The organism is Streptomyces sp. NBC_01261 (assembly GCF_036226385.1).
GTDB lineage: Bacteria > Actinomycetota > Actinomycetes > Streptomycetales > Streptomycetaceae > Streptomyces.
The window spans coordinates 9,428,656-9,453,799 of the sequence record NZ_CP108463.1 but is presented as its reverse complement, the minus strand read 5'-3'; the positions used below and the strand labels follow the sequence as shown (position 1 = coordinate 9,453,799).

17 protein-coding genes and 1 pseudogene are annotated in these 25,144 nt (G+C 66.2%); 11 read left to right on the top strand and 7 right to left on the bottom strand.

Annotation, left to right across the window (positions count from 1 at the left end):
• The first annotated feature begins 163 nt into the window (after nt 1-163).
• From OG226_RS42010 to OG226_RS41985, 6 genes are all read left to right on the top strand, one after another.
• Nucleotides 164-373 (top strand): hypothetical protein, encoded by a 210-nt coding sequence (locus OG226_RS42010; RefSeq protein WP_329352017.1) that lies wholly within the window; start codon nt 164-166, stop codon nt 371-373.
• Complete coding sequence (locus tag OG226_RS42005; protein ID WP_329352016.1) at nt 363-1,034, top strand: hypothetical protein; 672 nt, start codon at nt 363-365, stop codon at nt 1,032-1,034. Before OG226_RS42010 ends, OG226_RS42005 begins: the two co-directional genes overlap by 11 nt.
• Before the next feature lie 559 nt (nt 1,035-1,593).
• Nucleotides 1,594-2,817, top strand: a complete 1,224-nt coding sequence (locus tag OG226_RS42000; RefSeq protein ID WP_329347261.1) for an IS110 family transposase — start codon at nt 1,594-1,596, stop codon at nt 2,815-2,817.
• Between the two features lie 261 nt (nt 2,818-3,078).
• Nucleotides 3,079-3,450 (top strand): NUDIX hydrolase, encoded by a 372-nt coding sequence (locus tag OG226_RS41995; protein WP_329352015.1) that lies wholly within the window; start codon nt 3,079-3,081, stop codon nt 3,448-3,450.
• Between the two features lie 151 nt (nt 3,451-3,601).
• The gene (locus tag OG226_RS41990; protein WP_329352014.1) at nt 3,602-4,090 is read left to right on the top strand and encodes a hypothetical protein; all 489 of its coding nucleotides are present in this window, start codon (nt 3,602-3,604) and stop codon (nt 4,088-4,090) included.
• Complete coding sequence (locus OG226_RS41985; RefSeq protein ID WP_329352013.1) at nt 4,087-4,440, top strand: hypothetical protein; 354 nt, start codon at nt 4,087-4,089, stop codon at nt 4,438-4,440. The genes OG226_RS41990 and OG226_RS41985 overlap by 4 nt, the downstream gene beginning before the upstream one ends.
• Nucleotides 4,441-4,733: 293 nt before the next feature.
• On the opposite strand, the gene OG226_RS41980 is transcribed toward OG226_RS41985, so the two are convergent.
• Nucleotides 4,734-4,874, bottom strand: a complete 141-nt coding sequence (locus OG226_RS41980) for a hypothetical protein (protein WP_329352012.1) — start codon at nt 4,872-4,874, stop codon at nt 4,734-4,736.
• Between the two features lie 1,638 nt (nt 4,875-6,512).
• On the opposite strand from OG226_RS41980, the gene OG226_RS41975 reads away from it, so the two are divergent.
• The gene (locus tag OG226_RS41975) at nt 6,513-7,496 is read left to right on the top strand and encodes a helix-turn-helix transcriptional regulator (RefSeq protein WP_329352011.1); all 984 of its coding nucleotides are present in this window, start codon (nt 6,513-6,515) and stop codon (nt 7,494-7,496) included.
• Between the two features lie 25 nt (nt 7,497-7,521).
• On the opposite strand, the gene OG226_RS41970 is transcribed toward OG226_RS41975, so the two are convergent.
• Together OG226_RS41970 and OG226_RS41965 are read right to left on the bottom strand one after the other, a co-directional pair.
• Nucleotides 7,522-8,349, bottom strand: a complete 828-nt coding sequence (locus OG226_RS41970; RefSeq protein WP_329353676.1) for an SAM-dependent methyltransferase — start codon at nt 8,347-8,349, stop codon at nt 7,522-7,524.
• Between the two features lie 249 nt (nt 8,350-8,598).
• Nucleotides 8,599-8,820, bottom strand: coding sequence for a DUF397 domain-containing protein (locus OG226_RS41965; protein WP_329353675.1), 222 nt, complete (start codon nt 8,818-8,820; stop codon nt 8,599-8,601).
• A 2,492-nt stretch (nt 8,821-11,312) separates the two neighbouring features.
• Here OG226_RS41965 and OG226_RS41960 point away from each other — a divergent pair.
• Nucleotides 11,313-13,067 carry a helix-turn-helix domain-containing protein gene (locus OG226_RS41960; protein ID WP_329352010.1) on the top strand — a complete coding sequence of 585 codons (1,755 nt, stop codon included), beginning with the start codon at nt 11,313-11,315 and terminating at the stop codon, nt 13,065-13,067.
• Nucleotides 13,068-13,088: 21 nt separating this feature from the next.
• Here the strand turns inward: OG226_RS41960 and OG226_RS41955 are convergent, their stop codons facing one another.
• Together OG226_RS41955 and OG226_RS41950 are read right to left on the bottom strand one after the other, a co-directional pair.
• Nucleotides 13,089-14,480 (bottom strand): tetratricopeptide repeat protein, encoded by a 1,392-nt coding sequence (locus OG226_RS41955; RefSeq protein WP_329353673.1) that lies wholly within the window; start codon nt 14,478-14,480, stop codon nt 13,089-13,091.
• A gap of 821 nt (nt 14,481-15,301) precedes the next feature.
• Nucleotides 15,302-15,787 (bottom strand): hypothetical protein, encoded by a 486-nt coding sequence (locus tag OG226_RS41950; RefSeq protein ID WP_329352009.1) that lies wholly within the window; start codon nt 15,785-15,787, stop codon nt 15,302-15,304.
• A 575-nt stretch (nt 15,788-16,362) separates the two neighbouring features.
• On the opposite strand from OG226_RS41950, the gene OG226_RS41945 reads away from it, so the two are divergent.
• The 3 genes and pseudogenes from OG226_RS41945 (at nt 16,363) to OG226_RS41935 (ending at nt 17,497) form a co-directional block, all read left to right on the top strand.
• Nucleotides 16,363-16,497, top strand: coding sequence for a hypothetical protein (locus OG226_RS41945; protein ID WP_329352008.1), 135 nt, complete (start codon nt 16,363-16,365; stop codon nt 16,495-16,497).
• Nucleotides 16,476-16,901 (top strand): annotated as a pseudogene (locus OG226_RS41940) (IS5 family transposase); the annotation flags it as partial. The gene OG226_RS41945 and the pseudogene OG226_RS41940, both read left to right, overlap by 22 nt.
• Before the next feature lie 137 nt (nt 16,902-17,038).
• Entirely contained in the window at nt 17,039-17,497 is a 459-nt protein-coding gene (locus tag OG226_RS41935; RefSeq protein ID WP_329352007.1) for an SMI1/KNR4 family protein, read from the top strand.
• 175 nt (nt 17,498-17,672) lie between these two features.
• Here the strand turns inward: OG226_RS41935 and OG226_RS41930 are convergent, their stop codons facing one another.
• Both OG226_RS41930 and OG226_RS41925 read right to left on the bottom strand, forming a co-directional pair.
• On the bottom strand, nt 17,673-17,855 hold the full coding sequence (locus tag OG226_RS41930) for a hypothetical protein (RefSeq protein ID WP_329352006.1): 183 nt from the start codon (nt 17,853-17,855) through the stop codon (nt 17,673-17,675).
• A 2,016-nt stretch (nt 17,856-19,871) separates the two neighbouring features.
• Entirely contained in the window at nt 19,872-24,851 is a 4,980-nt protein-coding gene (locus OG226_RS41925; RefSeq protein ID WP_329352005.1) for a LamG-like jellyroll fold domain-containing protein, read from the bottom strand.
• Nucleotides 24,852-25,144 lie beyond the last annotated feature (293 nt).

The following is a 25,144-nucleotide window of genomic DNA, read 5'->3' as shown; positions in this document are numbered from 1 at the left end:
TTGGTAACGGGTGACCGTTTTCGATCACGGATGCGGTTGGTCACTAGTTGGACGGTAAGCGATCAGCCAATCGGGGCATATAGCTGCAAGCGCAGGTCTGAATGCGGGATGCTTTCAGCGATGTGAACCAGACCACACGCCGTCCAGGGGGTAGACGATGAGTGTGACTATCGACGAGCAGGCGATTACGGATCACGATGACGACACTGTGATCGTGGTGACGGACGAGGAATTCCAGCATGACGCCCAGCGGGCGCTCGACGCACTCGAACTCACCTACGCCGAACTCGAAGACCAGGCCCGCCGCAGCGAGTTCTCTTCGTCGGCCGCCCACGCCCTGTGGGTGTCGATCGGTGGCACGGTTGACCTCTGACCTGCAAGGTCAGGCCAGCCGGTTCGCCCAGGAACTCACCGACATCCTCAACGGGACGATCACGCAGCATGTCCGTATGCGTGCCGTGCTCCGCCCGCGCTCTTCAGCGGGTGCCGTGTTCACCGTGGGCCATGGCCTAACCAAAACCAACGTGACTCAGCCGCAGGCATTTCCGCTGAGCATCAACCTGAGGAAGCCCCGCGCCTGGATGAATCTGTCATTCCAGGTACGCATGGATTCGGAAGATCGATATCTCACGGTGCATTCCTCGTACTGTGGGATCTTCACGGACCCCGAGCTGAAGACCTGCCTGTGCCACTGGGACTACGAACGTGGCAAAGATCGCTATCCAAGCGCGCACGTGCAGGTGTACGGGACTTCGCCAGCCCTGGAAGCCCTCAATGAGGGCGACGACCGGAAGCGCCCGCTGGAGAAGCTGCACATCCCGGTGGGCGGGAAACGGTTCCGGCCGTGCATCGAGGACGCCATCGAGTTCCTGGTGACGGAGCGGCTGGCCGAGGGGCGCGAGGACTGGCAGAAGCGTCTAGACGAGAGTCGCAACCACTACCGTCGCCGTCAGTTGCTGGCCGCGATGCGCCGCAACCCAGACGTGGTCGAGGAGTACTTGCGAGAGCGAGAACGGGAGCAGGACGGACAGTAGAGACAGGCCCCGCCGGTTGATCTGGCGGGGCCTTCGCCGTGCGACCGGCGTCTACGTGTGCGGTAGGCGGGTGGTTAGCCAGTGCTGAAGGTCTTGCAGTTTGCCAAGCGGCTGCGGCAGGTGATGGTGCTGTGTGAGGAACCAGACGACGCTCATGATGACCATCACCCACCCGATGACATTAAGGCAGTTCCCGGATCCCGATGCTGATCCTGCTGGCCGGGTTTGCCCGCCGTTGCAGTACGGGCACCAGTCGCGTCCATGGCAGTAGCTGCATGCCATAGCCCCTCGTTACTTTTCTCGTGGCCCCGCAATGGGGCGCCTGGCCCCCGGGTCCGGTATGGCTGTGTGCCCCCTGTCGAAGGCGATGACCTGGGGGGTGTTGCCGCCGGGCTTCGGGGCACCGCTTGACCGCTGATGAGGGGCCTGACGACCGCTTGGTCCGGCGCAATGCCGGGCCGCTTCACGGGCGGCATGTCTGCGTAACGTGGTTGCCGGCGTGTGGTGCCGCAGGGACGGCCGGGAGTTTCAGGAGACGAGTGGCGAGGGGCACACGCGGATGGTCGACACGACCGCGATAGATCTCTTCCTCGGTCTGGACCTGGGCAAGGAGTTCCACCACGCCCACGGCCGGACCCAGGACGGCAGAACCGTGCACGACAAGCGGCTGCCCAACACCGAGCCGAGACTGCTGGAGCTGTTCACCAGGCTGGTGGCGAAGTTCGGCACCGTTCTGGTGATCGTGGACCAGGTCGCCAACATCGGTGCGCTGCCGCTGACGGTGGCCCGCGCGGCGGGCTGTCGAGTGGCCTACCTGCCCGGGCTGTCGATGCGGCGGGCCGCCGACCTGCACCCTGGCGAGGCCAAGACCGATGCCCGCGACGCGTTCGTGATCGCCGAGACCGCCCGCACCATGCCGCACACCCTGCGGGCGGTGGACCGCGACGACGAGGTGCTGGCCGAGCTGACGATGCTCACCGGTTACGACAACGACCTGGCCGGCGAGGTCAACCGCACCACCAACCGGCTGCGCGGCCTGCTCTCCCAGATCCACCCCTCCCTCGAACGCGTCCTCGGCCCCCGCCTGGCCTACCCCTACATCCAGGCCCTCCTCCAGCGCCACGGCTCCCCGGCCAGGCTGAAGAAACTGGGCCGGTCCCGCTGCGAGGCCCTGCTCAAGGCACACGGCTCGCGCAAGGCCCACCACCTCACCACCGAGATCTTCGACGCGCTCGCCGAGCAGACCCTCGTCGTTCCCGGCACCGAGGCATCCGCGCTGATCGTGCCCGGCCTGGCCGCTCAGCTCGCCGCCGCCCACACCCGGCGCCGCCAGGCCGAGCAGGAGATCGCCGCCCTGCTGGAGGCCCTCCCTCTTTTCCACCTCCTGACGTCGCTGCCCGGCCTGGGCGTCAGGACCACGGCTGCCGTGATCGTCGCGATCGGTGACGGCACCGGCTTTCCCAGCTCCGGACACCTCGCCTCCTACGCCGGGCTCGCCCCGGCCACGAAGTCCTCCGGCACCTCGATCCGCGGCGAGCACGCACCCCACCGCGGCAACCGGCTCCTCAAACGCGCCCTGTTCCAGGCCGCGTTCGCGGCGATCGGCTGCAAAGCCGACCCGTCCTCCCGGATCTACTACGACCGTCAACGCGCACGCGGCAAGACCCACACCCAGGCGATCCTCCGCCTGGCCCGCCAGCGCGTGAACGTCATCCACGCGATGATCCGCACCGGGGCTCTTTACGAAGCACGCACCCCGGGCGACGTCGACCTCGCTGCCTGACGACTCCACCGCCCCTACCCTCCAGGCCCCATCACGCCCACGCCCACGCACCGGCACGGCCACTGCGGCCCTGCCGGTTACCGGGCTGCCCATCAGCCACCCGATCCACCGGGAACATCCCGCTTCGCGGGACCTTCCCGAAAACCAGGATCAACCCCTACAAGCCGACCCCACCAGGGTTGACGAAACAGATAGGGGCACCCCCTCTTACTGGGCCATTCACAGAGGGTACCGAAGGGATCACTCTGGGGCGTTAGAACGGTGAATTCAGATGGGCGGCGGTCGCACTGCCCCGTCAGCCGCCGCCCTCCGGCCGGCCCTCCGGTCCGGACGTTCCCGGGCGGCAAGGTGGACCCGGGCGAGCCCTCGCCGACTACTGCGGCCCATGAGGCGCTGGAGGAGGCAGGCGTGACGGTGGCCCTGCTGCGAGTCCTGGGTGAGCGGGTGCATCCGGTGACGGGCTGGCGGGTGGCGTACGTCGCCTGCCGGCTGGCCTCCGGGGCCGCGCTTGCGGCGAGCGTGCGGGAGGTGGCGGAGGTGCGCTGGGCGAGCCTCGGCGAGCTGCCGGGGCTGATCCCGGGCGGGGTGTTCGGGCCGGTGCGGGCGTGGCTGGACGAGGTGCTGGAGGATTGACGACGCCGCAGTGGGCACCGCCGTGTGAGTCGCGTCAAGGCGGCTGTTCACGCCGAACGTGACAGCACAGAACAGCACGGGACGGAACGGGGCGGCAGACAACGGCACGCAACGCTAGACAACGACACACTTCTGAACTACTTTTGAAGTCATGACGACGATGCCGGCAGAAGCGAACTTCTCGGAGCTGATCCAGAAGCCGAAGGACACCGTCGCCCGCATGCAGCAGAACACCCGCAAGGGACTGCATCTGCACCGGCGCGACGGCGAGGACCTGTACCTCACAACCGCCGAGCGTGCTGCCGCGGTGACGGAGGTCGTGGACTCCACCACTCGGCTCTTCGTGGCCATGATGAAGACCGACCCGAACGCCGTAGCCATGCTGACCAGGGTTTTCCCTGAGGCGTTCCCTTGGGTTCGCTTCCTTCCCGAGGAGGACATCCGGGCGTTCCTGGTCGAGTTCATGGAGACAGCTCGCGCCGCGACCGACCTCGGAACGCTCGGCCCGCTAATCCCCCTCATTGCGGCGTGGAAGTCGACCGCAGAGGTCTACGCTGATAAGGATCTGCTCGCCGCCCTGAAGCAGCCCGAAGGTGGCGACTACGGCCCTGTCGAACCGCCGGAGGTTCCCAGCGAGTGACGCCTAAGAAAGGCGACCCGGTAGCTCCGCCTCCGGGCAAGAACGAGTACCTGATCAAGTACGACTCCCGCGCCGTCGTCGATGGATGGCGCGAGCTCGGAAACAAGGCACCGGGTAATACCGCGAAGGCTTGGGAAGCGATGCGCACCGACCCGTGCCCTCATCCCGAGACTGAGCGGCATCACCAGCTCAAGGGATCGCTCTCGACTCAGAACCGGGACGGCAAAGATCTTCCCCAGTGGCAGATCGAAGTCACCGGCGGCGGGCGCGTCTGGTACCTGCTGGACAGCAAACGAAGAATCGTCTGGCTGACGAAAGCTTCGGTGGGGCATCCGTCCGAAACCGAGTAGCCGCACACTGGAACGGCGCCCGCCCCCGGGTCGGGGCGGGCGCCGTTTGCCTGCTGCTAACTCCAGATGCGAAATGCTGCCGCCACAAGATCCGCTACTGCTTTGAGGGTTTCGCCGAGGTCCTGCGACCGGGCCGTACGTATGGCCGTGATGCCTAGCCAGGCGGCAACGATGGCTCGGCACCCGATTCTCCATTCATGACGAGGCCCCCGATGCGAACGGGGGCCGTGAGTGGGAATGCGAGACCCCCTGCCGGATCCCGGTAGGGGGTCTTGGTGTCTGGGGTGGGGCGCCTATGCGCCGCCCTTCTCGGCGTCGAACCAGCGCCGGTCGTCGCGCGCGCATTCGGCGATGCTCGGGCCGGTCGTGTCGCCGCTGGCCGCCGGGCTGTCGGGCGCCGGGTCGTCAGCAGCCGGCGGGTAGACGCCGAGCATGTCGGTCTCGGCCTGCTCGCGCAGCTCGTCGGAGTAGGAACGGGTCGGGTGCTCGGTGATGCCGCCTCCTGCTGCTGGTCGGGGATGAGTTCTTCGAGCCGCCGTATCTCCGCATCAGCGGCTTCCCGGTGGCGTTGCAGGGCTCGGGTGGTGTCGCTGAGGCTGCGCCGGGTTTTCTCGGCAAGCTGCTGCTCCTGTCGCCAGTAGTGGGCGAGGACGGCCGCTTCGGGGATGGTGAGCAGTCCGCGGAGAGCGCGTTGGAGGAGTGCGTCGATTGCGGCGGCACGTTGGGCGCGTTCATGCTGGTTGGGTTTCGGGGTGCGGACGGTGGGCTTCGGCTTGGTCACGTTCCGGCGCCGCCTCGAACGCGCACAGGCCGAGATCACGTCACTAACGCGACGTCATCGCACGCGCCATCCGCTTGCTCGCCACCGCAGACTGGGGTAGAGGTCGGGGAAGTCGCGGCAGGCGTACCAGCGGCCGTTGTTGTCGTCAGCTCCGCGCGAGCGGAGGTGTTCCGTCTGTACGGTCCGTTTCGGTTCAGGTCGGCACGTCGGCTCCGCGCGAGCGGAGGTGTTCCGGTGTTGGTGTTCCCTTTGACCGTCGGCACGGTGTCAGCTCCGCGCGAGCGGAGGTATTCCGGAATCCCGCTGGTGGTGACCGCCGCCAGCTTCGTCAGCTCCGCGCGAGCGGAGGTGTTCCGCTGACGCCGAGGCAGGTTTCGCCGACGCCGATGCCAGCTCCGCGCGAGCGGAGGTGTTCCGCCACCAGTCCGGCGAGTCGGGGGTTTCGTCGAGCCAACTCCGCGCGAGGGGAGGTGTTCCGGCGTCCGGGACGGCGACGGCGTCGTACACGTCGTCAGCTCCGCGCGAGCCGAGGTGTTCCGCGCACGGTCATCCGTCTGCGCAACCACTGGTCGTCAGCTCCGCGCGAGCGGAGGTGTTCCGGCTGGTCTGCGGCCGAAGGGGCCACTCCAGTAGTCAGCTCCGCGCGAGCGGAGGTGTTCGTCAGCCCCGCATCTGCTGCCGCACGCGGTCGATGTTAGCTACACGCGAGCGGAGGTGTTCCGCGGGTCTTGTGCCCCTTGTCGTTCTCGATGAGGTCAGCTCCGCGAGCGGAGGTGCCGTCAGCCGGCACCGCTCGGCGGCCATGCACAAGATCGGCTAGACCCTGCAACTCCACCACTGTTCAGCTGAGTTATCACAGGACCACTCGGCTCCATAGTGTTATCGCCGAACTACATGCCGGGAACAGGCCGGTCCATACGCTGACCGCATGGAATGGGCCGAAAGCCAGGCAGGCATTTGTTCTTCCAGTTCCCAGATGGAAGAGTGCACGTTGCCGCGATCGTGCATCAGCCCTCGTCGTTGACGGGGGCTCTTTGCTTGTCGGTTTCAGGTCGTCCTCGGGATGGGATCCTCCTGGCGATGTTTCCAACCGTTGGTCCTGTGTGGCATTGGGTGGGGTCGAAGCGGCTGAGGACGGCACGCACCAGGTCCCAGCTGTAGGCAGGGAGCGGCGCCTCCGCGTCGTGTGGCGTGGACTGCTGCGGTGGCAAAGGCTGCGGTTCAGCCACACACATCAACGATATTCGACTTTTTTACAGTTCCGACTACGGAATCGGTCGACTCGTGCAGCATGGGCGCCGACAGCATCACCTCCGTACACAGTGGTCGAGGAGCAAACGTGGTCCAGCAGTTGGCATCGGCCGGGGAACCGGGCGCCGGGGATAACCCGGGAGCCGGCCGCAGGGTGCGGTACCTGCGCAATGAGGCCGCACCGTCCGCACAGCGGATGATCTTGGGCAATACGCTGCGCCGACAGCGGACCAGCCTCGGTATGAACCAGCAGGAGGCTGCCTACCGCCTGCCCGGCTCTTCGTCGAAGGTCAGTCGGATCGAGAGCGGGCATCACCAGTTCAAGGAAGACGATCTGGCGAAGTTCTTCAGGATGTACAGCATCACCGATCCGACCGAGCAAGAGCGGATGCTCGAGGTAGCAGCGGCGGCCAACGAGCCCGCTTGGTGGCAGCCGTGGTCGTGGGCGGCCCCCAAGTTCTTGCAGGCCGTGGTCAGTTTCGAGGACATGGCGACCAGGATGAGGTCATACGAGCCGCTTCAGCTCCACGCGTTGATCCAGACGCGGGCCTACTCGCAAGCAGTCATCGAGCGTGGCCCGGGCAGTAGGAAGGAACGCGACGCCCTCACGGAACTGCGCGAGGAACGCAAGGCACGCTTCTCCCTCCTCCCCGAGGGAAAGCGTCTGATCGTCATCATCGACGAGGTCACCCTCCGGCGGCCCGTCGGGTCCCCGTCCGTCATGCGCGAACAGTTGGAACACCTGCTCAACCTGTCCGACGACCCACGCTATGCGTTCCGGCTCGCCGAACTCGGCCGCTACGACTTGCCGGTCGACCTGGGACCGACAACGATCTTCGACTTCGAGGGCATCCTGCCCACCCTCGTCTACGCCGAGGGGTACGACGGGGGACTGATCATCCAGGACGAGAAGGACGTGGACAACCGCAGCAAGGCGTTCGACGCCCTGCGGGTCGCCTCGCTGGCGCCCCACCCGACGGCCCGCAAGATCAGCGACATCCTGATGCGCAGCTACCGTCGCTGAGCGCGGGCGGGCCGCCCGCTCACTCCTACAGTTTGCGGCCCACGCCGGCGTACAGGTTTGCCAGGGCGTCGCTCACCACCCCCGGCCCACTCCCGGGCTCGGGCCTCCACTGGTGTGCGACAACCAGGCCAGGATCGACCATCTCCAACCCGTCGAAGAGCCGCTCGACGTCCGCTCTGGTGCGCACCTCGACGGCAGTCCCGCGTTCTGCGTAGGTGTCGACGATGGCTTGGAGGATCTCCGGTGCGAAGTCGCCCGTGGCGTGCGACACACTCAGGTAGGAGCCTGGGGCGAGTTCGCCGAGAAGCCCGTTTACGATGCGGGAAGGCTCGTCCTCGCCCGGCATGAAATGCAGCAGGGCGTTCAGGCTGAGCGCCACCGGCTTCCCGAAGTCGATGACCTCTCTGCTCTTCACCGCGGCGATGACCTCGTCGGGTCGTGTGGCGTCCGCCTGTACGTAGCAGGTCTCACCCTCGGGGCTCCCGTCCAGGAGTTCGTCGGCGTAGACCAGCACGATCGGGTCGTTGTCCACATACGCCACCCGGCTCTCCGGTGCGACCGCCTGGACGACCTCATGCAGGTTGGGAGACGTCGGGATCCCAGTCCCCACATCGATGAACTGCCGCACCCCCAGTTCGGCCAGAGTGCGCACCGCACGGCGCATGAAAGCCCGGTTGACCCGGGCTGCGGTCCCCACTGCCGGAAAGAGACGGGTCACAGCCTCGGCGGCTTCGCGGTCCACGGCATAGTTGGTCTTCCCGCCGAGGAAATAGTCGTACATGCGCGCACTGTGCGGCGCGTCCTGCCCTAAATCCATGTCCTTGCCCTGCCTGGGTTCGGACTGCTCCCCCATAGATCTCTCCCCCACATCCAGTGCCCGTCCGCCCACGTCAGCGCCGGGATGCAGTTGCATTGTGCTCATACTTACTGATCGGTCACCGGAGATGTCCACCACTGGATGACCTTTTTCGCCTGAGGGTCATCTCCGGCACCGACGCCCGCGGAACTGTGTATTCCGCAGACGGCCAGGGGCCAACCGCGGCCCGGATGTGCTTCCTTGCGGATGCACACATCGCGGGACCTGGTCTGCCCTGTCAGCAGATCACACCTCGCCGCGCCCCACGGCGGAGGTGAAAACGGCCGCAGCCAGCCTGGACACCGTGATCACAGGGCTGTTCTTATCTTTCGAGTCACGGAACCTGACCTGCGTCCCGAGCGGCTCCGCCACTTCCACGCACGACCCCTGTGGAGTGCTGTGCGAACTCTTTCGCCACCGGGTTCCAGCACACCCGACATGGCCCGCGAGGGAACTGAACGCCTTCACCGGTTTCTCCACCGAACAACCTCCTGCGGTGAACGAACACCCCGTTGCCCGAATGCAATTGCATTTCGGTCCGACGTCAGGAGGATCGCCGCAGCCACGCCACGTATGCACGCTTGAGGCGACAATGTCTCGTTTTGAGCGCTGAGGCGGATGCAAATGCGTGGAAGCGGTCGGCGCATTTATCCCACAGGCGGACCGCCTCACAAGCGCGCCCCGGTTGTGAATGGCATATCCGAACACGCCCCCCGCGCATGTCCGCCGGATGCCGGTACCAGGTGCTCCCCATCAGCGCATACAGGGGAGTCCTCAACCTTCGGACTTCCCTCCGCAGTCGAACACCCACAGCGGCTTCGCCGCCGCAAGAGGCAGATTCCGGAACGGTTCTGGCAGGCAGGTACGCACGCCAGCACGGAGAATCGCAAGACGTCCGATTACGTTCCGCTTAGCGTCGTTCGCGCTCGGCTAGAGAAGCCGGGCGGCGCAAAGCCCCAGCACCAGAGTTTTGAGATGCTCCGCCGGGGTCCGTGTCCACGACCCCCTTCAGGAGACCGTAGTGGGCCTCTCTCCTCGGCGCCGACGCCGCAAACCGCGCCGCGCCCGACCCTGCACCACGGCCCTCGCCGGCGCGCACGAGCCATGCCTTGGCGAGTGTGTGCAGCCCACAGTCGGACCGGCCAGCCATCTGACGTTCCTTCGATATCCCGCTATCTCCAGTTCCTGTCAGCGATCTGGAGAGCCTCGCCAGCTGGACACCGAGCGTCAATCTCCTGGCCGACCCGGACGCCGAGCACTCCCGGACCGGCGGGCCCGCATCCCGCATGACCCGGAACCTTCGTGTCGACTAGGCGCAGCGGCAGGGCGACCTGCCCCGGTCCCAGTGCCACAAGCCTTGCTTCGGCTACGACGACACCCAGGGGCATGCCGATCTCTGTATCGACTGTGCATCGCCACCTGCCCTCTCCATTCCGGCTGTACTTGAGCGGGAGCGCCAGGAGGTCCTGGACTTGCGGGGGGGGGCAGGCTCAGGTGCGGCACCGGGCGCCTGGCCCCTTCTGGGCGTCCTCGGGACTTGGTCCGCTTCGAAGCTGCAGAGGAGCATGCGGTCGAGGCCGTCGGTCCTTCGCCGCAGGTGCGCTGCCGCATCTGCTCGAACTTCCACACCGGGCCTGGCGGTTGCCCGCCGGCGGATCGGACTGGGGAAGCGGTGGATGCCGACGATCGTCCTGCCGTCGCGGAGCCTTCCGTGAGGTTCGTGAGTACTAGAAATGGAGGCCCTGTACGGGACAGGAGGAGCGCACGGGCGCTCGGTTCGGCTGGCCTCGCTCTCGCCTACACCGTCCGGCCCGGCGCTCAGATCCAGGCGGCCACGGTCCGGTCGGCGATCGCTGTGGAGCGGCGTCGGTGCCCGGCCAGTGGCATCAGCCGGCCAACGGCAGTCCGCGACAACCTCCATGCGGAGAAAGCGGGCGCTCGATTAGAACCTCAGATTGAACAGCGAACCGAACAATTCCAGCGGTTTCGGACCGATCCGAACAGGCTTCGCCCTCGAATGACAGCAGGCACATCGGGGCTACCGGCATCAGAAACTACGTGCCGCGCTCGCAACCTTCGGAGGACAGAGGTTGCCAACAAGATCCACCGATCATCATACGATCGGCCCGCGGCAATTCGGAGCGTGGGAGCAACCGGAAGGAGATCAATGGCCAACGGGTGGCCGCGAGTTACAACGAACGCCAGTCCTCCATTCTTGAACTAGCAGTGCTCACTTTTCTGTTCCGCCAACCGGAAGTGTCCGCCCAGTATCCGGACCCTCCGGGAACAAGTGGGCGAGATCACAGGGAGTTTGCCCTGGGCCATCACCTCACGAATCTGGCGCGGCTTCCAAGAAAAACGCGGCAAACACCCGTATGCCCCTGCCGTGAGCGGCAGTTGGGGCTTCAGTCGCTTTCGGAGGGCAGGGAGAACAGAGTGAGAAGCGACCGGTAATGTAAGAGCTCCTTCTCGGCCGACCGAGAGCTCTCGTGGCGCACAGCCGATCTCGAGAGCCGTCAGCCGACCGAGAAGGAAGGAGGATCCATGCCAGACCCCTCTATGGGCCCGGGGGATCCCGACGACGAGGACACGTAGATCTTGCACGGCAGCACGCCGGGCCCAGCAAGCTGACTGCACATCAGCAAGCAGGGGCTCCCCCCGTGCCATCGGGGAGAGCGCAAGATACACGTCGCCAACCTCAACCGGTCCCGCACCCCGATACGAGAAAGGCAACCCGGGGTGCGGGACCCACCGCAGTCGTACGACAGCGTCGAGTCCTCGCTCTCACGGCACCCACACTGGCACCCGATGCCGCGAGGCCGCAGGGGTACCGCCTGCCGGTGCACCCTTAAATGACATGACAGCAGCTCAGCACAGTCGACGCAAATACAAGTTCGCGCCAACGGGGGAACCTGACGAATCTTTAGGATGGGTGTCCGGGCTCGGGAGGGGAGCGGACGATGGCGCGGGGACTCGCAACCGTTTTTGACGGTCGGCGGCTACGGCAGGCGCGTGAGACCGCCAACGGGACAGGACTGAGTGTTGCGGCCCTGGCCACAGCGGTCGGCGCCTCCAAGGAAGAGATCGTCTTGTACGAGACACGCCAGCGCCGTCCAGAAGCCCCGCGCATCCGCCGACTCGCTGAAGCCTTGAATGTTGCGCCCATATCCTTTGCAGACGCCGGCACGAGAAATCAGTGGACCCTGGCGGACCTGCGACGTGTCAACGGCTATCGCCTGCAGGACTTCAGGCACAGGCTCCGCTTGTCCGTACGCGCGTACGGCCGCTTGGAACGCGAAGGGCTCTCCCCCGCCGGCCAGTTCAGCCTGCTGGCCGACCTGGCCGAGGAGTTGGGGGTTGACGTGACGGAGATCGAGAAGATCATCTCCCGATCACCCAGAACCCAGGAGCGGTTACGCAATGCGGCCCAACCGCTTAACTCTCTGATCGACCGCCACACAGACGCGAGACGACTCGACCAGCCGCACCCCAAGGATCCTCAAGTGGTCACGCTCGCCTCCCTGTTCGGGAGATCACCGGCGACCGTGGCCAGTCTTGTCAGTGAGGAAATATCTGCCTTGCGGATTCTTCGCCGCAGGAAGGCAGCCCTGCAGGCGGCGGCCGATTTTGCAGCCACCACGGCGGAGCAGGCAGAAGCCCTCCAGGGCCTTGAGTCGCAAGAGGCCGCGATAGACAAGGCGATCTCAACTCTCCCCAGGCGCCTGGACACCTTTTTCCGGTGCACTCTGCCAGCCGAGCATTCTGTGGCCCTTGCGCATCTGGCGGCAGTCGCCGGGACCCTCGGGGTCCCGCTGACTGCGACTCAGCTCACCACACCGGCTGAGACACTCAACACGATTCCTGCCCACCTGATTGAAATATTTGCCCGCGAAGCTACAGACGGAGAGGAGAAGTACGCGATATCCGAGGACGGCATCAGACACCAGGAGCAGTACCAGAGCTGGTATGACGCCCTCTACCCACACACTCGCCCATACCTCCGAATCCGCGGCGTTCCGGCGAACGGCCATCTCCCACTTGCTGAGGTTCGGCGACGCTTCTCGGAAGTAGACACCATTCTCCTCAGCTTCGACGGACTGCTGTGCAGGCTATGGCCAACCAATCGCCACGTGGTCTCGCACGAACTGAAGAACGTAGCGCACGATCTGAACGTACCGCTCGATTCTCAGGCGCAGAGCGATCCTGTAGCCATGTTGCGCTCCATAGTCCGAAACGGATCGTCTGCCAAACTTCGCCGGTTCGATTCGCTTCTTACATCCATGGAAGTGACAGCAGCAACGCAAGCCAGTCCGCTGCCGGGAGTTTCTCAGTTCTTGCACGTCATGAACGAGGAACGATGGAACGCGGCTGTCGTGACCGACCATGCCACCGACGCCGTCGAGACATTCCTGAGCCGTCTCGGGCCGGGCCTTGCACCAGGCCGGCTCAGAGTGTTCGGCCGGTCGCAGGATCCTCGGGTGCTCAAGCCGCACCCGCACGTCGTCACGCTGGCGACGTCGCAACTGAAAGGCGTCCGCTCAAGGACCGTCCTGCTGGGTGAGTCGGTTGCGGACTTCCTGGCAGCCCGGTCAGCCGGAGTGTCGTTCATAGGAGTCGCATCATCACCCCGGCAGTTGAGGATGTTGCGGCAGGCCGGCGTCACAGCAACTGTCGGCAGCGTTCAAAGCCTGACCCGGGCCCTGGGCAAGCTCTGAACACCGGCGCCAGGACTGGGATCACCCCACGTGCTCATCCGGGGGCGGCCCCTCGAGTGCGCAGGCTGCTTCCCGCGCTCGGCGTGTGTGCGGGTGGTCCGCTCCCAGCGTACGTTCGGTGATTTCCTCCACCAGTCGGAACTGGGCTCGGGCTCTGCTGCGCTCTCCCTGGGAGCGCAGCACGCATCCGACTCTGTACTGCGTGACCAGCGCTGCAGGGTGCTCGTTGCCCAGTAGTCGGTGGCGGGCCGCCAGCACAGCCTCAAACTCCCGCAGGGATTCCTCATGCCGGCCGAGATCATGGAGTACGCACGCAAGGTTGTGCCTGGTCCTCAGCGTGCGGGGATGCTCGTTACCGAGCAGGCGCTGCCGAGCAGCCAGCACTGACGTGTACTCGCTGTGGGCACCCTGCAGTTGTCCTTCGGAGTGCAGAATCCGCGCCAGTTCATGGCGCGCAGTGAGTGTGTAGGCATGATCTTCGCCGCGGAGTCGCAGGTGTATGTCGAGTACGGACGACAGGTGATGCCGCGCGGTCACCAGGTCGCCGGTGTCGTGCAGGAATCTGCCCAGTTCATGGCGTGCGATGAGTGTGTGCTCATGCTGGTCGCCCAGCAGCTCGCAGGTGCCGTGCCACACCCTCTGATAAAGACGGCGCGCCGTGTCCAAGTCTCCGAGATCGTGCATCGCACGGGCCAGATGCTGCTGGCTTGCGAGTGTCTCGGGGTCGTGCGGTCCCCAGAACGCCAGCCGGATGGCGACGATCTCCTTGAACTGTGCTGCCGCCTCGTGCAGCATTCCGCGCGCCCGCAGATAGCGCGCCGCCGACTCGGCTCCATCGGCGAAGACCGTCCGCAAGGAGGCGTCGCCGGCGGTATCTCGTGCGTATCCCAGCAGACCAAGGGCGTGCGGAACGACTGCCTCCCAGGCTTTCCAGAATTGTGGTTCCTCTGGTTTGCCCAGCTCTTCCAACTGCTGGGCATGCCCCATCAGTCCGGCAACATCGAGAACCCTCTTCCGGGCCCTGCTTGCGTCACGGATCAGCGGATGAAGAGAGACGGTGGGAAGACCGTCGTGCGGGTCGCGAAGCTCCAGCAGGCCAAGAGCCGACAGCTCGACCAGCGTCGCCCACAACTCGGCGCCGCCGATTCGCGATAAATCATCCACGACGTTGTTGAGAGCCGCAGGCCGCAGCAGGAGGGTGTAGGGGATCGGCGCATCGGCAAAGGTGGCCAGCAAGTCCAGCAGGGTGCCTGCGCAGGGGTATCCGTGTTCATGCAGGTACTCGACCGACACACGCCACGTCTCGTCTACCGCCTGCGAGGGTTTGAGCTGTGCGCTCTGGGAGCTGTCGAGGGCCTCGCGGTAGGACGTGAAGTCGGTAGGGGTCTGCGGTTCCCTGAAGGCTCTGGGCATCTCGTTCACCTCAGCTAGATAGGCCCCGGCCAGCCGCAACGCCAGCGGCAGCGCCCCAAGCCGTCGGGCGAGGGCTTGAGCTGCACGCGTGGAGCCTGCCGCAGGGCCAGCATGGTCGATCAGAACCTGCGTAGCCGCATTTTCGCAGAGCGGGAGTACAGGGTGAAGCCTTGCGGAAGGCCCCCACAGCCTGGGAGCCCCATCACGTGTCGTGATCAGAATTAGCCCGGATGGCGCGGAATGCGGCCGCAGCCATCCCGTACCCGCTGCCAACCGGCCCGGACCGTCCAGCACTCGAGGGTCGTCCGCGTTATCCACGACAAGAAGCCACTCGTGCCCTGAACGGGACAGGCGTTCCCACAGTGCATCCGCAACCCAGCCAGCCGCTGCCTGCTCACGGCCGAGACCCGCCTGCCAGGCAAGGGCCCGAAGCGCACTGTCCACTAAGACACCGTGGCGCGCATCTATCCACCAGACAGTCCGCACAGGTATGTCCGCCGGGCGTTGGAGAAGGCGATGGACCAGTTCCAGCGCGATGGCAGTCTTTCCGCATCCGCCAAGCCCATGGAGTACATGCAAGCGCCCTTCTCCCCCAGTTCGGCACAGAGTAAGGAGGGTCTCCACAAGGTCATCACGTCCCCTCAGCGGGTACGTACCGTCCCGATCGCCTACAGGCGCCGAAAGTGTCACAGGGCCATCCGGGAGCCGATGCCGCGCGCCTCCGAGGACCACCTTTTCGATCTTGATGCTTCCCGCAGCCAGAGAGCCGTCCTGGGCGAGCACTCCGTTGGCCGGAGCGGACCCAGCCACGAGCGAGGCTCTCAAGGGCTCCCTTCCCCAACGGGCGGCGGGAAAGGGCGCTCAACCCGAAGATCACCCTCCACACTGACGATGCCTCCGGCCACCGACCCATGGTCGGACCTGACCGACAGATCCCGCCCCGCCGTGACGCTCTGTGGCTCGAAGCCAGCCGACTGAGCCTGGGCCAGTGCGATCACGCGCTGCAGTTGATCGACGTAAGGGCCCAACTCTCCCTCCGAAACGCCGGCGATCAGCATCTCCAGCCGAGTCTGCCAAATGCCCTGCCAGCGTCCGCTCTCATGGCTGGCGAGCTGATCACTGCCCAACCCAGCCAGTTCGCTGTGTGTTCGATCCAGCAACTGCAGCTCGGCGGACTCTTGTTGCGGATCACCTCGTCCCAGCAATCGCGCCACTAACGTACGTACGCCTTCCCACGTGTCCGTACCCGCGGCCTGCACCACCGCGGCTCCCCCCGCAGCGGCTAACGCCGCAATGCCTTCGCTCATCACTGGCGTCCCCCTGATGCAAAACCTTCATCCGATTCGCGGCCGGGCCTCAAGGGCCCGCTACCAATGCATGCCTCCTGCATCGCCAGATCATCCATCGTGAACAGCCTTTTAGCCGTGAGTGATGTCCCTTACGGCCCACAGGCATCCTGCTGCATCTGACACCCTCCGGTACTCTCGCTGTGGTTGTCATCGTGGCCGCCAGCCTCTGCCAGCTCCCCTCAGCCTGCGTCTTCGGCTCTTCGTTCACCACATATCGCATGGCCGCCACCCCGGATGCGTTCATGTCCCGCGTCCCGGCCTCCTGGTCCGCCGGCTCCAGAACATGCCAGACCAGCTTCATGGTGGCCGGAGGATTGGTCGCCGCCACAACAGGTGTACGCCCCCCCCCATTACCTTTTTGGTGGCCCCGCAACGGGGCTACCGGCCTCCGGGCCCGGCATGACTTCCCCCCCTTGTTACCCATGATCCGGGGGGTGGTGTCACCGAGCCCGGAGGCACTGACTGACCGCTGATTAGGGGCATGACCTGACCACCGACTCTTCGGAGGTCGGGAGGCTCTTCGTAATGTGGATGTGGCGATCGGTGCCGTGGACGAGGCCGGGCAGAAGCACGACCGGAGGATGCACGTGATCGAGACCGGCGACATCGACGTCTATCTCGGCCTGGACGTCGGCAAGGGCGAACACCACGCCACCGCCGTCATCTGATCACCGACAGCCATGGCACTCCGCTCGCGGTCCTGCTGACCGGCGGCAACCGCAACGACGTCACCCAGCTGCTTCCCCTGCTCGACGCGATCCCGCCGGTCCGCGGCCGGGTTGGCCGTCCCCGCCGCAAACCTGACTCGCTCTTCGCCGACCGGGGCTACGACCACGACATCTACCGCGACCAGGTCCGCGCCCGCGGCATCGTGCCGGCCATCGCCCGCCGCGGCACCCGGCACGGCACCGGACTGGGCACCTACCGCTGGGTGGTGGAGCGGAGTTTCGCGTGGCTGCACGGCTTCCGCCGCCTGCGCATCCGCTGGGAACGCAGAGCCGACATCCACGAAGCATTCCTCAAACTCGCCTGCTGTCTCATCACCCACCGACAACCCAAGTCCCTGTGTTGATCCCGGGAAGCAACATCTGGTGGCCGTCGCCTTGACGTCCGGGGCGCGTGCGATGATCCGGCTTCATGAGTAGACCTTCACTGTCACCTGCCTGGCTGGCCGCGTGGATCAGCAGGGTCTCAGGCCCTCTGCAGACCATGACAGCCGAGTTCGAGCGCCGGCACGGGTATCCCACGGGCACCAATCAGGTCCGGTCGGCCGACCCCGACGAGCAGACGGCGACACGCGCTCTGGCCGAACTGGATCTCGCCTCCGCCGACCTGGTCACCCTCTACGACAGCATCGCCGACATCGCCTGGGCGGACGTCGGCAACGGCTACTTCGTCGACCCGATACCTGACGTCCTTCTGCGGCTCAAGGAGTACGGCGCTGTCGGCGACGGCACGGGTGAGGAGGCTCGTGGCCTGGTCATCGGCTCGAACGGTGGCGGACTGTGTTACGTCACCGGCCCCAGCGGGGTGGTCTACCGGACGCGCACAGCATCACTGGACGAACCCGAACTCGACAGGGTGGCTGATGATCTGCGGCAGTTTCTGGAGCTGCTGGAGCAATCCCTGACACGGTTCATGGCCAACGGGGAGCCGGGATACCTATAGGTACAGTTCCCGGCTCGTCTTTGTGTTAGCCGTTGTTAGGCGGTCACAGCACTAGAGAAGACCGACGAGGTCCGCGGCCGGGGCCCCGCGCCCGCGCTGCTCATCGAGCACCTGCGCGCCGTTGTGCCCGCCGTCCCCGACACCCTGCTCGGCGTCCGCGACCGCTCCATCGGCCTCATGCCAGGAACGAGAACTCCTGGGCGCGACAGACGGAGAGATCCTCAACATCCTGGAAATCTTCGTTGACCGGCTTGAGAGGAACCCTCCCGCCGAGCGGCAGCAACTCCTGACAGGACGCCTCCAACGGTAGCGATGATCTGATCAATACGGCTGCCATCGGCGAGGCCATCACGGCCATCACCGACCCCGTCGCACGGGAGAGAGTTGCCCGGGACTTCCAGGACGCCCTCACCGCGGCGATCGCCGAACCGCTCACGCAGGCCAAAGCCGTCCGGCAGGGCGCCGTACTCGAACTGCGCCAGACACTCACCCTCGCCAAGGTCGCCGAGAAGATCGGCCTGTCCGTCCCGCGTGTCGACCAGCTCGCCAAGGGCAAGCAGAGGGGCCGCCGCCGGGCACCGCGCCACTCACTCCGGTCGGTCGGCTGCTGTTGCCCAAGCCTGGGGGGCCTCCGCAGATTCTGCTGAGGCCCCGTGGGATAACCGATTGGACAAAAGTTGCGTTGTTGCATGTGCCGATATCCAGCGGAGCATGGCCTGGACCCTGGATTATGGGTAACTAGCCAGTGACGGAAAGTGAAGAGGGGCGATGCCGGTGGGGGCTGCGATGACCGCACAGGAAACCGATCAGACGGAGGAACTTCCTCCGCACCACTCCTCTGCGCACCACCAGGGCGGCGGACACCGCCGCCCTCGTTCCAGGGATGGCCGGACCGCGTCGTCCGTCGTGTTTGTGGCCGCCTGTACCGCCCTCGGTCTCGCCGTGGCGACTACGGCAGCTCTCGCCGCACCCCGTTCCGGACGTACAGCGGTGTTCCTGGCCGTACAGCTGGGAGTCACCCTCCTGGGGGCGGCCCTGGGGCTCATGCGCCGCACACGCCGTACGGCAGATGCTCCGCCCGGCGTTCACTGGACTGCGGCCGGCGGACACCAGGATGCAACGGTCAACGGCGGCGGTGCGATCCCTGACGCCGGCTAGACCGTGAGCCGCCTCCCTGCGGCCCCGGCTCCTGGTCCGTTCCCGACTGCTCAGCCTTGCGGCGGCGGCTCACGGTCATCGCACCCGCCCCGCCGGCCGATGCGACTGTCCCTGTGGCGAGCGCCCAGCCGGGAACACCCGCGGCATGGACCGCCATCCCGCTCGCGATCACCGTCGCGACCACGGGCACCGGCAACAGCACCATGAGCAGGCTGAACTGGACCACCGCAGGCCACGCCGTGTCGTTCTTTGCCATGAGCCGGGCCGAAAGACGGTCCAGAAAATCCAGAATGCTTGCAGGCGGAGTATTCGAACGATCATTTTCCGTACTGGTTCTCCGGTCGTAGATATCTGCATCATCCGCAGAAGATCCGCGCGTCGCCCCCTGTCGCCCTGAAGCGTGGCTTCCATTCGGGTGGGCCCCGCTCTGCGGCGGGATATCCGGCGTTCCGGCACCGTACTCAGGCGTGCCCGGTGCCGGGAGAAAAGGATCGGGCACCGATAACTCCTGACTGATACACACCAACATGAAGCAGCACGCGCCACCTCCGCCGCACCGGGCGGCTTCTCAGCCACCGGTCGCAGGCGCGACGCAGACACACCAGGCGCAGCCTGCGGCAATCTCCTGACCGCCGCCTGTCCGTGCGCTGTACCGGTCATCGGCCCCGTAGGACAGCCGCGCACGGACGGGAACCACAATCTATAGCCCCAGCACTCCCGGCACGCCTGCGCTCAAGAATTCAGCACTGGTAATCAGGATCTTTTGTGACCCGAAGTCCAACGAGATGACCTGCTACATGTCTGTGTGGACTCCGCGTACCGGCAGCAGGTTCCTTAATAGCGCCCGTTTCACCCCCGGGAGTGACACAACACGCCCCCTTCAACGTGCCAGTTCCATGCCGTCCCGGACACCGGGACCAACGCGCCGGTACGCCAGAAATACCGGCCGCCTACTCCAGGCGCGGTCTCTTGTCCGGTGCGAGGCCGCCGATGCCTTGCGGGCCCGGACTCCACCCGACAGCATCCGCAACCTCCCGGGGAGCGACGACCCAACACGCCACCACTCCCACCGAATCACCGGCCCCATGTCTGACCAGCGAAACACCGCCCTCAGATTCGGAACGACAACAGCTACTCAGCAGGACTTGGGGCTCATGTGGTGCGCCGCCGTGGGTGCTCCTGTCTGTCGGGTTGGAAGCACCCACGGCGGGAGGGATCAGGGGATTTGCTGGTAGAGGGCGGTGACCTGGTTGGGGGTGAGGGTGTAGTTCCAGGCCTGGACGGTGCTGATCAGACCGGGGAAGAAGTCGTTGCTGCTGCCGTTGTGAAGGCTGCGGCCGATGGTGAAGGCGTTGGCGGCGTTCCAGGATGTGACGCCGGTGGCGGTGGCGGCGAGGGTGCCGTTGAGGTAGAGCTGGGCGGTTTTTGTGGTGGCGTCGTAGGTGCCGACCAGGTGAGTCCAGGTGTTGGCGGTGGCCGCCGTCGTCGAACCGGCCACTGTGAGGGCAGGGTCGGCGGTGTCGGCGTTCGCGAAGGCGAAGGCCCAGCGTGGGCTGCCGGTGTCCGCGTAGTCGTACTGGAGGTAGAAGGCACTGTTCTGAGTGCCGTCCTGGGCGGCGACGGTGGCGTTGCGGGTGGGCAGTGAGGAGAGTTTCACCCAAGCCGAGACGGAGTAGCTGGCGGCGGTGTTGAGCGCCGGCCCGCTGCCTGCGGCGTAGCCGGTGGCGCCGTCGAGGGAGAGGGTTTCGCCGCGGGTGGTGTCGTTGGTCCAGGTGGTGGTGCCGTTGATGGTGAGGGTGTTGCTGCCGACGCCGGTGGTGTCGTTGACGGTGTAGGGGGTGTCGGTGGGGGCGGTGTCGTTGGCGATGGTGAATCCGTCGCCGTCGTCGAGGGCCCAGGTGTCGTGTGGGGAGAGGATGGCGAGGGTTTCGGCGGCGTACCCGGAGTTCGTGAGGTTGACGTGGTCGCCGGTGTCGGCGGCCGTGGCGAGTTTGTTCTCGCCGTTGCTGGTGTCGGGTACGGCGAGGGCGGTGTCGAAGTCGGCGTAGTAGACGGGCGGGGTGGACCAGGGGCTGCCGAGATCCATGTCGTCGAGCCAGCCGTTGACGTCGGTGCGGTTGGCGTCGACGGTGGTGGTGCAGGGGTCGTTGGCGGTGGCGCCGTCGCCGCTGAAACCGTCGCAGGGGGTGAGGGAGGTCAGGGTGGTGGAGATGCCCCAGCCCTGGAGTTGTTGGACGAGGGCGGTGTAGCCGTTGGCTTCCAACTCGTCCGGGGTGCTGCCGCCGAGTAGGTCTTCAAGGCCTTCGTAGACCACGACGCTGCTGATGCCGGGCTGGTCGAGGATGTCGCGGTCGATGCGGGAGAGGGCTGAGGGGCCGCCGAGGATCTTGGAGTTGTAGAGCTGCGGGTTGTCGGTCATGAGGTCGTTGGATTCGATGCCCTCGGCGATGGTGCCGTAGGGGGTGGGGGTGGTGGGTTCGGCACCTTCCAGAGTGTCGGAGACACGGTTTCCGCTGGTGATGGGGGTGGTGTTGGGCTGGAAGGCGTCGATGAGTCCGTCACCGAGCACCGCTTGGGTCGGGGTGTGGCCGGTGGTGACGTCGACGTTGGTGACGAGGTCGGTGAAATAGCCCTGCAGGGTTCCGGTGGTGCCGGCGAAGGGCGTGCCGGTGGTGTCCGTGGTCTTGTCCCCGGCGCCGCTGACGGTGACGTACTGGTAGGCGTTGTTGGCGAAGGAGTGCTGGACCAGGTACGGCACGGAGTTGGTCAGCTGATAGGAGACGAGGAGGTAGTGGTTGGCGGTGACGGGGAAGGTGAGCGGGTCGCTGTAGACGGAACCGCCCTCTGGGATGGCCACCGCCTGGCTGCCGCCGAAGGTGAGGGTGGTGGGGGTGGCGGCGGGCACGGCGGAGATGACACCGGACCCGGAGGCCTGGGCGATGGTGGCGTGGCCGATGGACAGCGGACTGGAGCCGATGGCGTTGTCGAGCTTGATGCGGACGGTGTTGCCGGAGATCGAGGCGGGCAGGGCGATACGGAAGGTCTGGTTGGAGAAGTTGGCGCCCTGGAAGTTGTACTGGCCCTCGTTGGGGTTGGCCCAGGCGCCGGTCCAGCTCTGGCCGGCCGGTGCGGCGGCTGTGGCGCCTTTGGCCTCGGGTGTGCCTGTGGTGGTGTTGCGGGTGGCCATGCCGAAGATGTGCAGGGACTGGGTGTGGTAGCCGATGTGGTTGCCCACGTCGGGCAGCGTCACCGAGGCGATGGTCTTGGCCGGGTCGATGGGTGCGGAGAAGGCGTAGAGCCGGTGCGGGGTGGTGGTCTGCCCGGAGGTGTTGTTGCGGTGGGGCAGGACCACGGCGGCGATGGAGTCGGCGCTGACGGTCCAGCCGGGAACGGTCAGGTCGTATGTCGCGGTGGTGCCGTCGGTGTAGCTGATGGTGCCGGTGGCTGCGCAGGCTCCCGTCGGGTCGGTGCCCGAGAAGCAGTAGGAACCGCTCACCGCAGTTTCGGCCGGGACGTAGGGCGCGGTGTCGTCGTTGGCGATGGCGCCAGGGGTGGTCAGCCCCGACCAGGTGGAGGTGGCCAGGAACTCCAGCGCGTTTCCGGAGCCGTTGTAGGTGATGGTCTGGTTGGCGGCCAGGACGTTGTCCTTCTGTCCGGCCCCGTAGGCGGGCAGGGTGAAGGTCGCTCCGTCGATGGTGACCTTGCCGGCGCTGGCCCAGCCTGCGGTGGCGAGGTCGGTGGCGGAGTAGCTGTCGCCGCTGCCGTCCAGGTCGGCCTGGCTGGGGGTGGCGTCGGCGCTGATGCCGGTGTTGTTGAAGCACGCGGACAGGCTGGCGCAGGTGGTGTTCGGGTCCCCGGTGGCCAGGAACGGGTAGCCGGTGGTGCCGGAGTCGTCGCCCGCGGCGTCCATGGCGTACATCCACAGGGTGTGCGGGCCGGGCGAGTAGGGAGTGATGGTCACCGCGGCGGCGTTGCCCGAAGCGGTGACGATCTGGGAAGCGGGCGGGTTGACGGTGGTGGGCGGTACGTCGACGGAGTAGACGAACTTCGTCGCGCTGGCCCCGCCGCTGGTAGCCACGTTGAAGGTGCCGGCGGTGCCTGCCGCGGCGCCTGCGCTCCCGTCGTTGTCGGTGTTGGGGTAAAGGTTGTTCTTCGAGGTGACGGTGGGGGAACTCGGCGCGGTGGGTTCGGCGACGAAGTGGCAGGTCGGGGACTGGGTGTAGGCGGTGGAGTCCTCACCGTCGGTGACCTTGACCTGCCAGTCCACGATCTGGCCGCTGGTCAGCGAGCTGATGAAGCTCGCCGGCAGGCTGTAGGCGGCGTAGGTGCCGCTGGCCAGGTTGTCGCCGCTGAGCCCGGTGTGCAGGGTGGTGGAGCCGTTGATCCAGTACTGGAAGGTCGCCTGCAGCTTGTCGCCGTCGGCGTCGGAGACCTTCGTCCTCAGCAGTGGTGGGGTGCTGGCGATGGTCTTGCCCATGTACGGGTAGTCGGGGCCGGTGGTGTCGCAGGCCGCGTCGTCCGCGCCGGCGACCGCTGCCATCGTCGCTTTGGAAGGGGCAGCGGGAGGGATGTTGTAGAAGATCTCCAGGCTGGGGTTGTGCGAGAAGCGGGAGAAACCGCCGTCGTCATGGCCGGCCTCGGCGGAGTCCTCGCTGAGTGTGGCGGTGAAGGTGGCGGAGTGACCGGCGGCGTTGTGCTTGATCGGGGTGAGCACGCTCAGACCGTGGGTCACCGAACCATTCGAGGGGCAGTACGTCGGGTTGTAGGCGCGAGCGAAGCCGGCGGAGGTGGAGTAGCTGTTGTAGCCGGGCCGGTTGTTCCAGTCGGTGCCCGATCCGATGCCGCCGGACCAGTGCAGATTGACGGTGTAGGAGCTGGAGCAGGACGCGGAGTAGATCTCCGTGGCGTTGACGGTGGCGGTGTTGATGTGTGCGCCGAAGAGGGTGGAGGACAGCTTCCACTGGTAGATCGCGTGCTCTTTGCCGGTGTAGCAGGAGCCCTCCTGCCAGCCGTTGTAGCCGACCCCCAGGTACCCGTTGTCCGCGAGTGAACCGGTCTGGTTGTAGAAGGACTTGTTGGGGCAGCCCTGTTTGACCTCGTCGAAGGCCGGGGCAGCGGGATCGTAGGGGTGCCAGTTGAAGGTGGGATCGATATAGACCGGGAAGACGGTCGAGCGGGCCTTCAGCATCCGCGAGTCCGGCACGAGCGACAGTTGCGCGGCGGACACCGTGGTACCCACCGGCGCCTCACGCGCGGCCAGCCCGGGATGCGCGGCGTCCGAGGAGTCGGCGGCGACCTTGGCCCTGCCTGCCGTACGCGCCTTTTTCGTGGCCGGCGTCGGCAGCACCGTGTTGGAGTCCCACATCAGCGGGCTGGCCGCGTCCATGAGCTCCCGGCCACGGGTGTCACGCAGCGCGAGGTTGTCCGCATCGCCCTGGGTCAGGCGGCCGCCGGACACGTGGGTGCCCAGCCGGAGGGAGGCAAGCGCCGGGTTTCGGGCGGCGGTAGGGGACTTGACGACCAGGATGTCGGTGAAGCCGCCTGCGGCGGTGGCCGAGACCACCAGGTCCACCGAGGGCAGCACGGACCGGTACGTCGCGGATCCGTCCTTGACGACGGGAGCGGGCAGCGTGCCCGGCCAGGAGACCACCATGCTCACGCCGTCGTAATGGGTGGTGACCAACGGGGCGTGGCCACCACCGGAGAAGGACACCGTGCCGTACGCGGTCGCGGCCGGAGACCAGGTGCCGTCACTGTTGTGATGCAGTGTCATGTCGACGGCGACCCAACTGCCGTGCTGCTTGGTCCGCACCGGCTCTGGGTTGGCAGACAGCTGGAATCCGCCGTTGGGACTGGCGGTCACCTGCTGGACAGGGGTTGTCAACGAGCTGACAGCGACGGCCTTCCCGGTCTTCCTGGCAGTTGCCGCAGCGGCCTCCATCGCCTCGCTCTGAGCGGCTGACGGGCCGTATCCGTTCGACAGTTGCGGCAGATCCGACTGCTCGGGCGTGTCATCGGCGACCGGGGCGGATGCACCGGAGGAGTAGACGGCCGCGCCCCCGGCAACATCCCCCGAAATGTCGGCATGGGCGGGGGGCAGGCCCGCTGTGGCGGCGAGCAGGGCAAGCGCGGCGGTGACCGTGGCTCTGCTGCGCCTGGTGGTTCTGCGTGCGTCGGATATGTGGTGCCGTCGCATGTGGAGACTCCCCCTGTCTGATGACCTGAAGATCCAGTCGTTCACGACGCTAGGAGTCCGCCGCCGTCTCTGGCCAGAGGGACGGGTGGCTGGAGGCGATCATTCCCCCCGATTGCCCACAGAATGTTGTCATGTAAGCGACGTAAAGGTCTGACCATGACCCAGTGGGGGGGTTCGTTGAACGTCAGTCCTTGGGTAGCGTCCGGTCGGATCGAGTGATCATTACGGATGCTGAGGGGGCGGAGTGCCGTGGTTTCTGGCGGACATCGGGGCAGCAAGGCAGTCGGAGCGGG

What these genes read in the sequence shown, in the direction of transcription:
- OG226_RS42000 (WP_329347261.1), top strand. Translation starts at nt 1,594, where the DNA reads ATGGTCGACACGACCGCGATAGATCTCTTCCTCGGTCTGGACCTGGGC.
- OG226_RS41990 (WP_329352014.1), top strand. Translation starts at nt 3,602, where the DNA reads ATGACGACGATGCCGGCAGAAGCGAACTTCTCGGAGCTGATCCAGAAG.
- OG226_RS41980 (WP_329352012.1), bottom strand. Translation starts at nt 4,874, where the DNA reads ATGCTCGGCGTCTACCCGCCGGCTGCTGACGACCCGGCGCCCGACAGC.
- OG226_RS41975 (WP_329352011.1), top strand. Translation starts at nt 6,513, where the DNA reads ATGGGCGCCGACAGCATCACCTCCGTACACAGTGGTCGAGGAGCAAAC.
- OG226_RS41970 (WP_329353676.1), bottom strand. Translation starts at nt 8,349, where the DNA reads ATGGGGGAGCAGTCCGAACCCAGGCAGGGCAAGGACATGGATTTAGGG.
- OG226_RS41960 (WP_329352010.1), top strand. Translation starts at nt 11,313, where the DNA reads ATGGCGCGGGGACTCGCAACCGTTTTTGACGGTCGGCGGCTACGGCAG.
- OG226_RS41955 (WP_329353673.1), bottom strand. Translation starts at nt 14,480, where the DNA reads ATGCCCAGAGCCTTCAGGGAACCGCAGACCCCTACCGACTTCACGTCC.
- OG226_RS41950 (WP_329352009.1), bottom strand. Translation starts at nt 15,787, where the DNA reads ATGAGCGAAGGCATTGCGGCGTTAGCCGCTGCGGGGGGAGCCGCGGTG.
- OG226_RS41935 (WP_329352007.1), top strand. Translation starts at nt 17,039, where the DNA reads ATGACAGCCGAGTTCGAGCGCCGGCACGGGTATCCCACGGGCACCAAT.
- OG226_RS41930 (WP_329352006.1), bottom strand. Translation starts at nt 17,855, where the DNA reads ATGGCCGTGATGGCCTCGCCGATGGCAGCCGTATTGATCAGATCATCG.
- OG226_RS41925 (WP_329352005.1), bottom strand. Translation starts at nt 24,851, where the DNA reads ATGCGACGGCACCACATATCCGACGCACGCAGAACCACCAGGCGCAGC.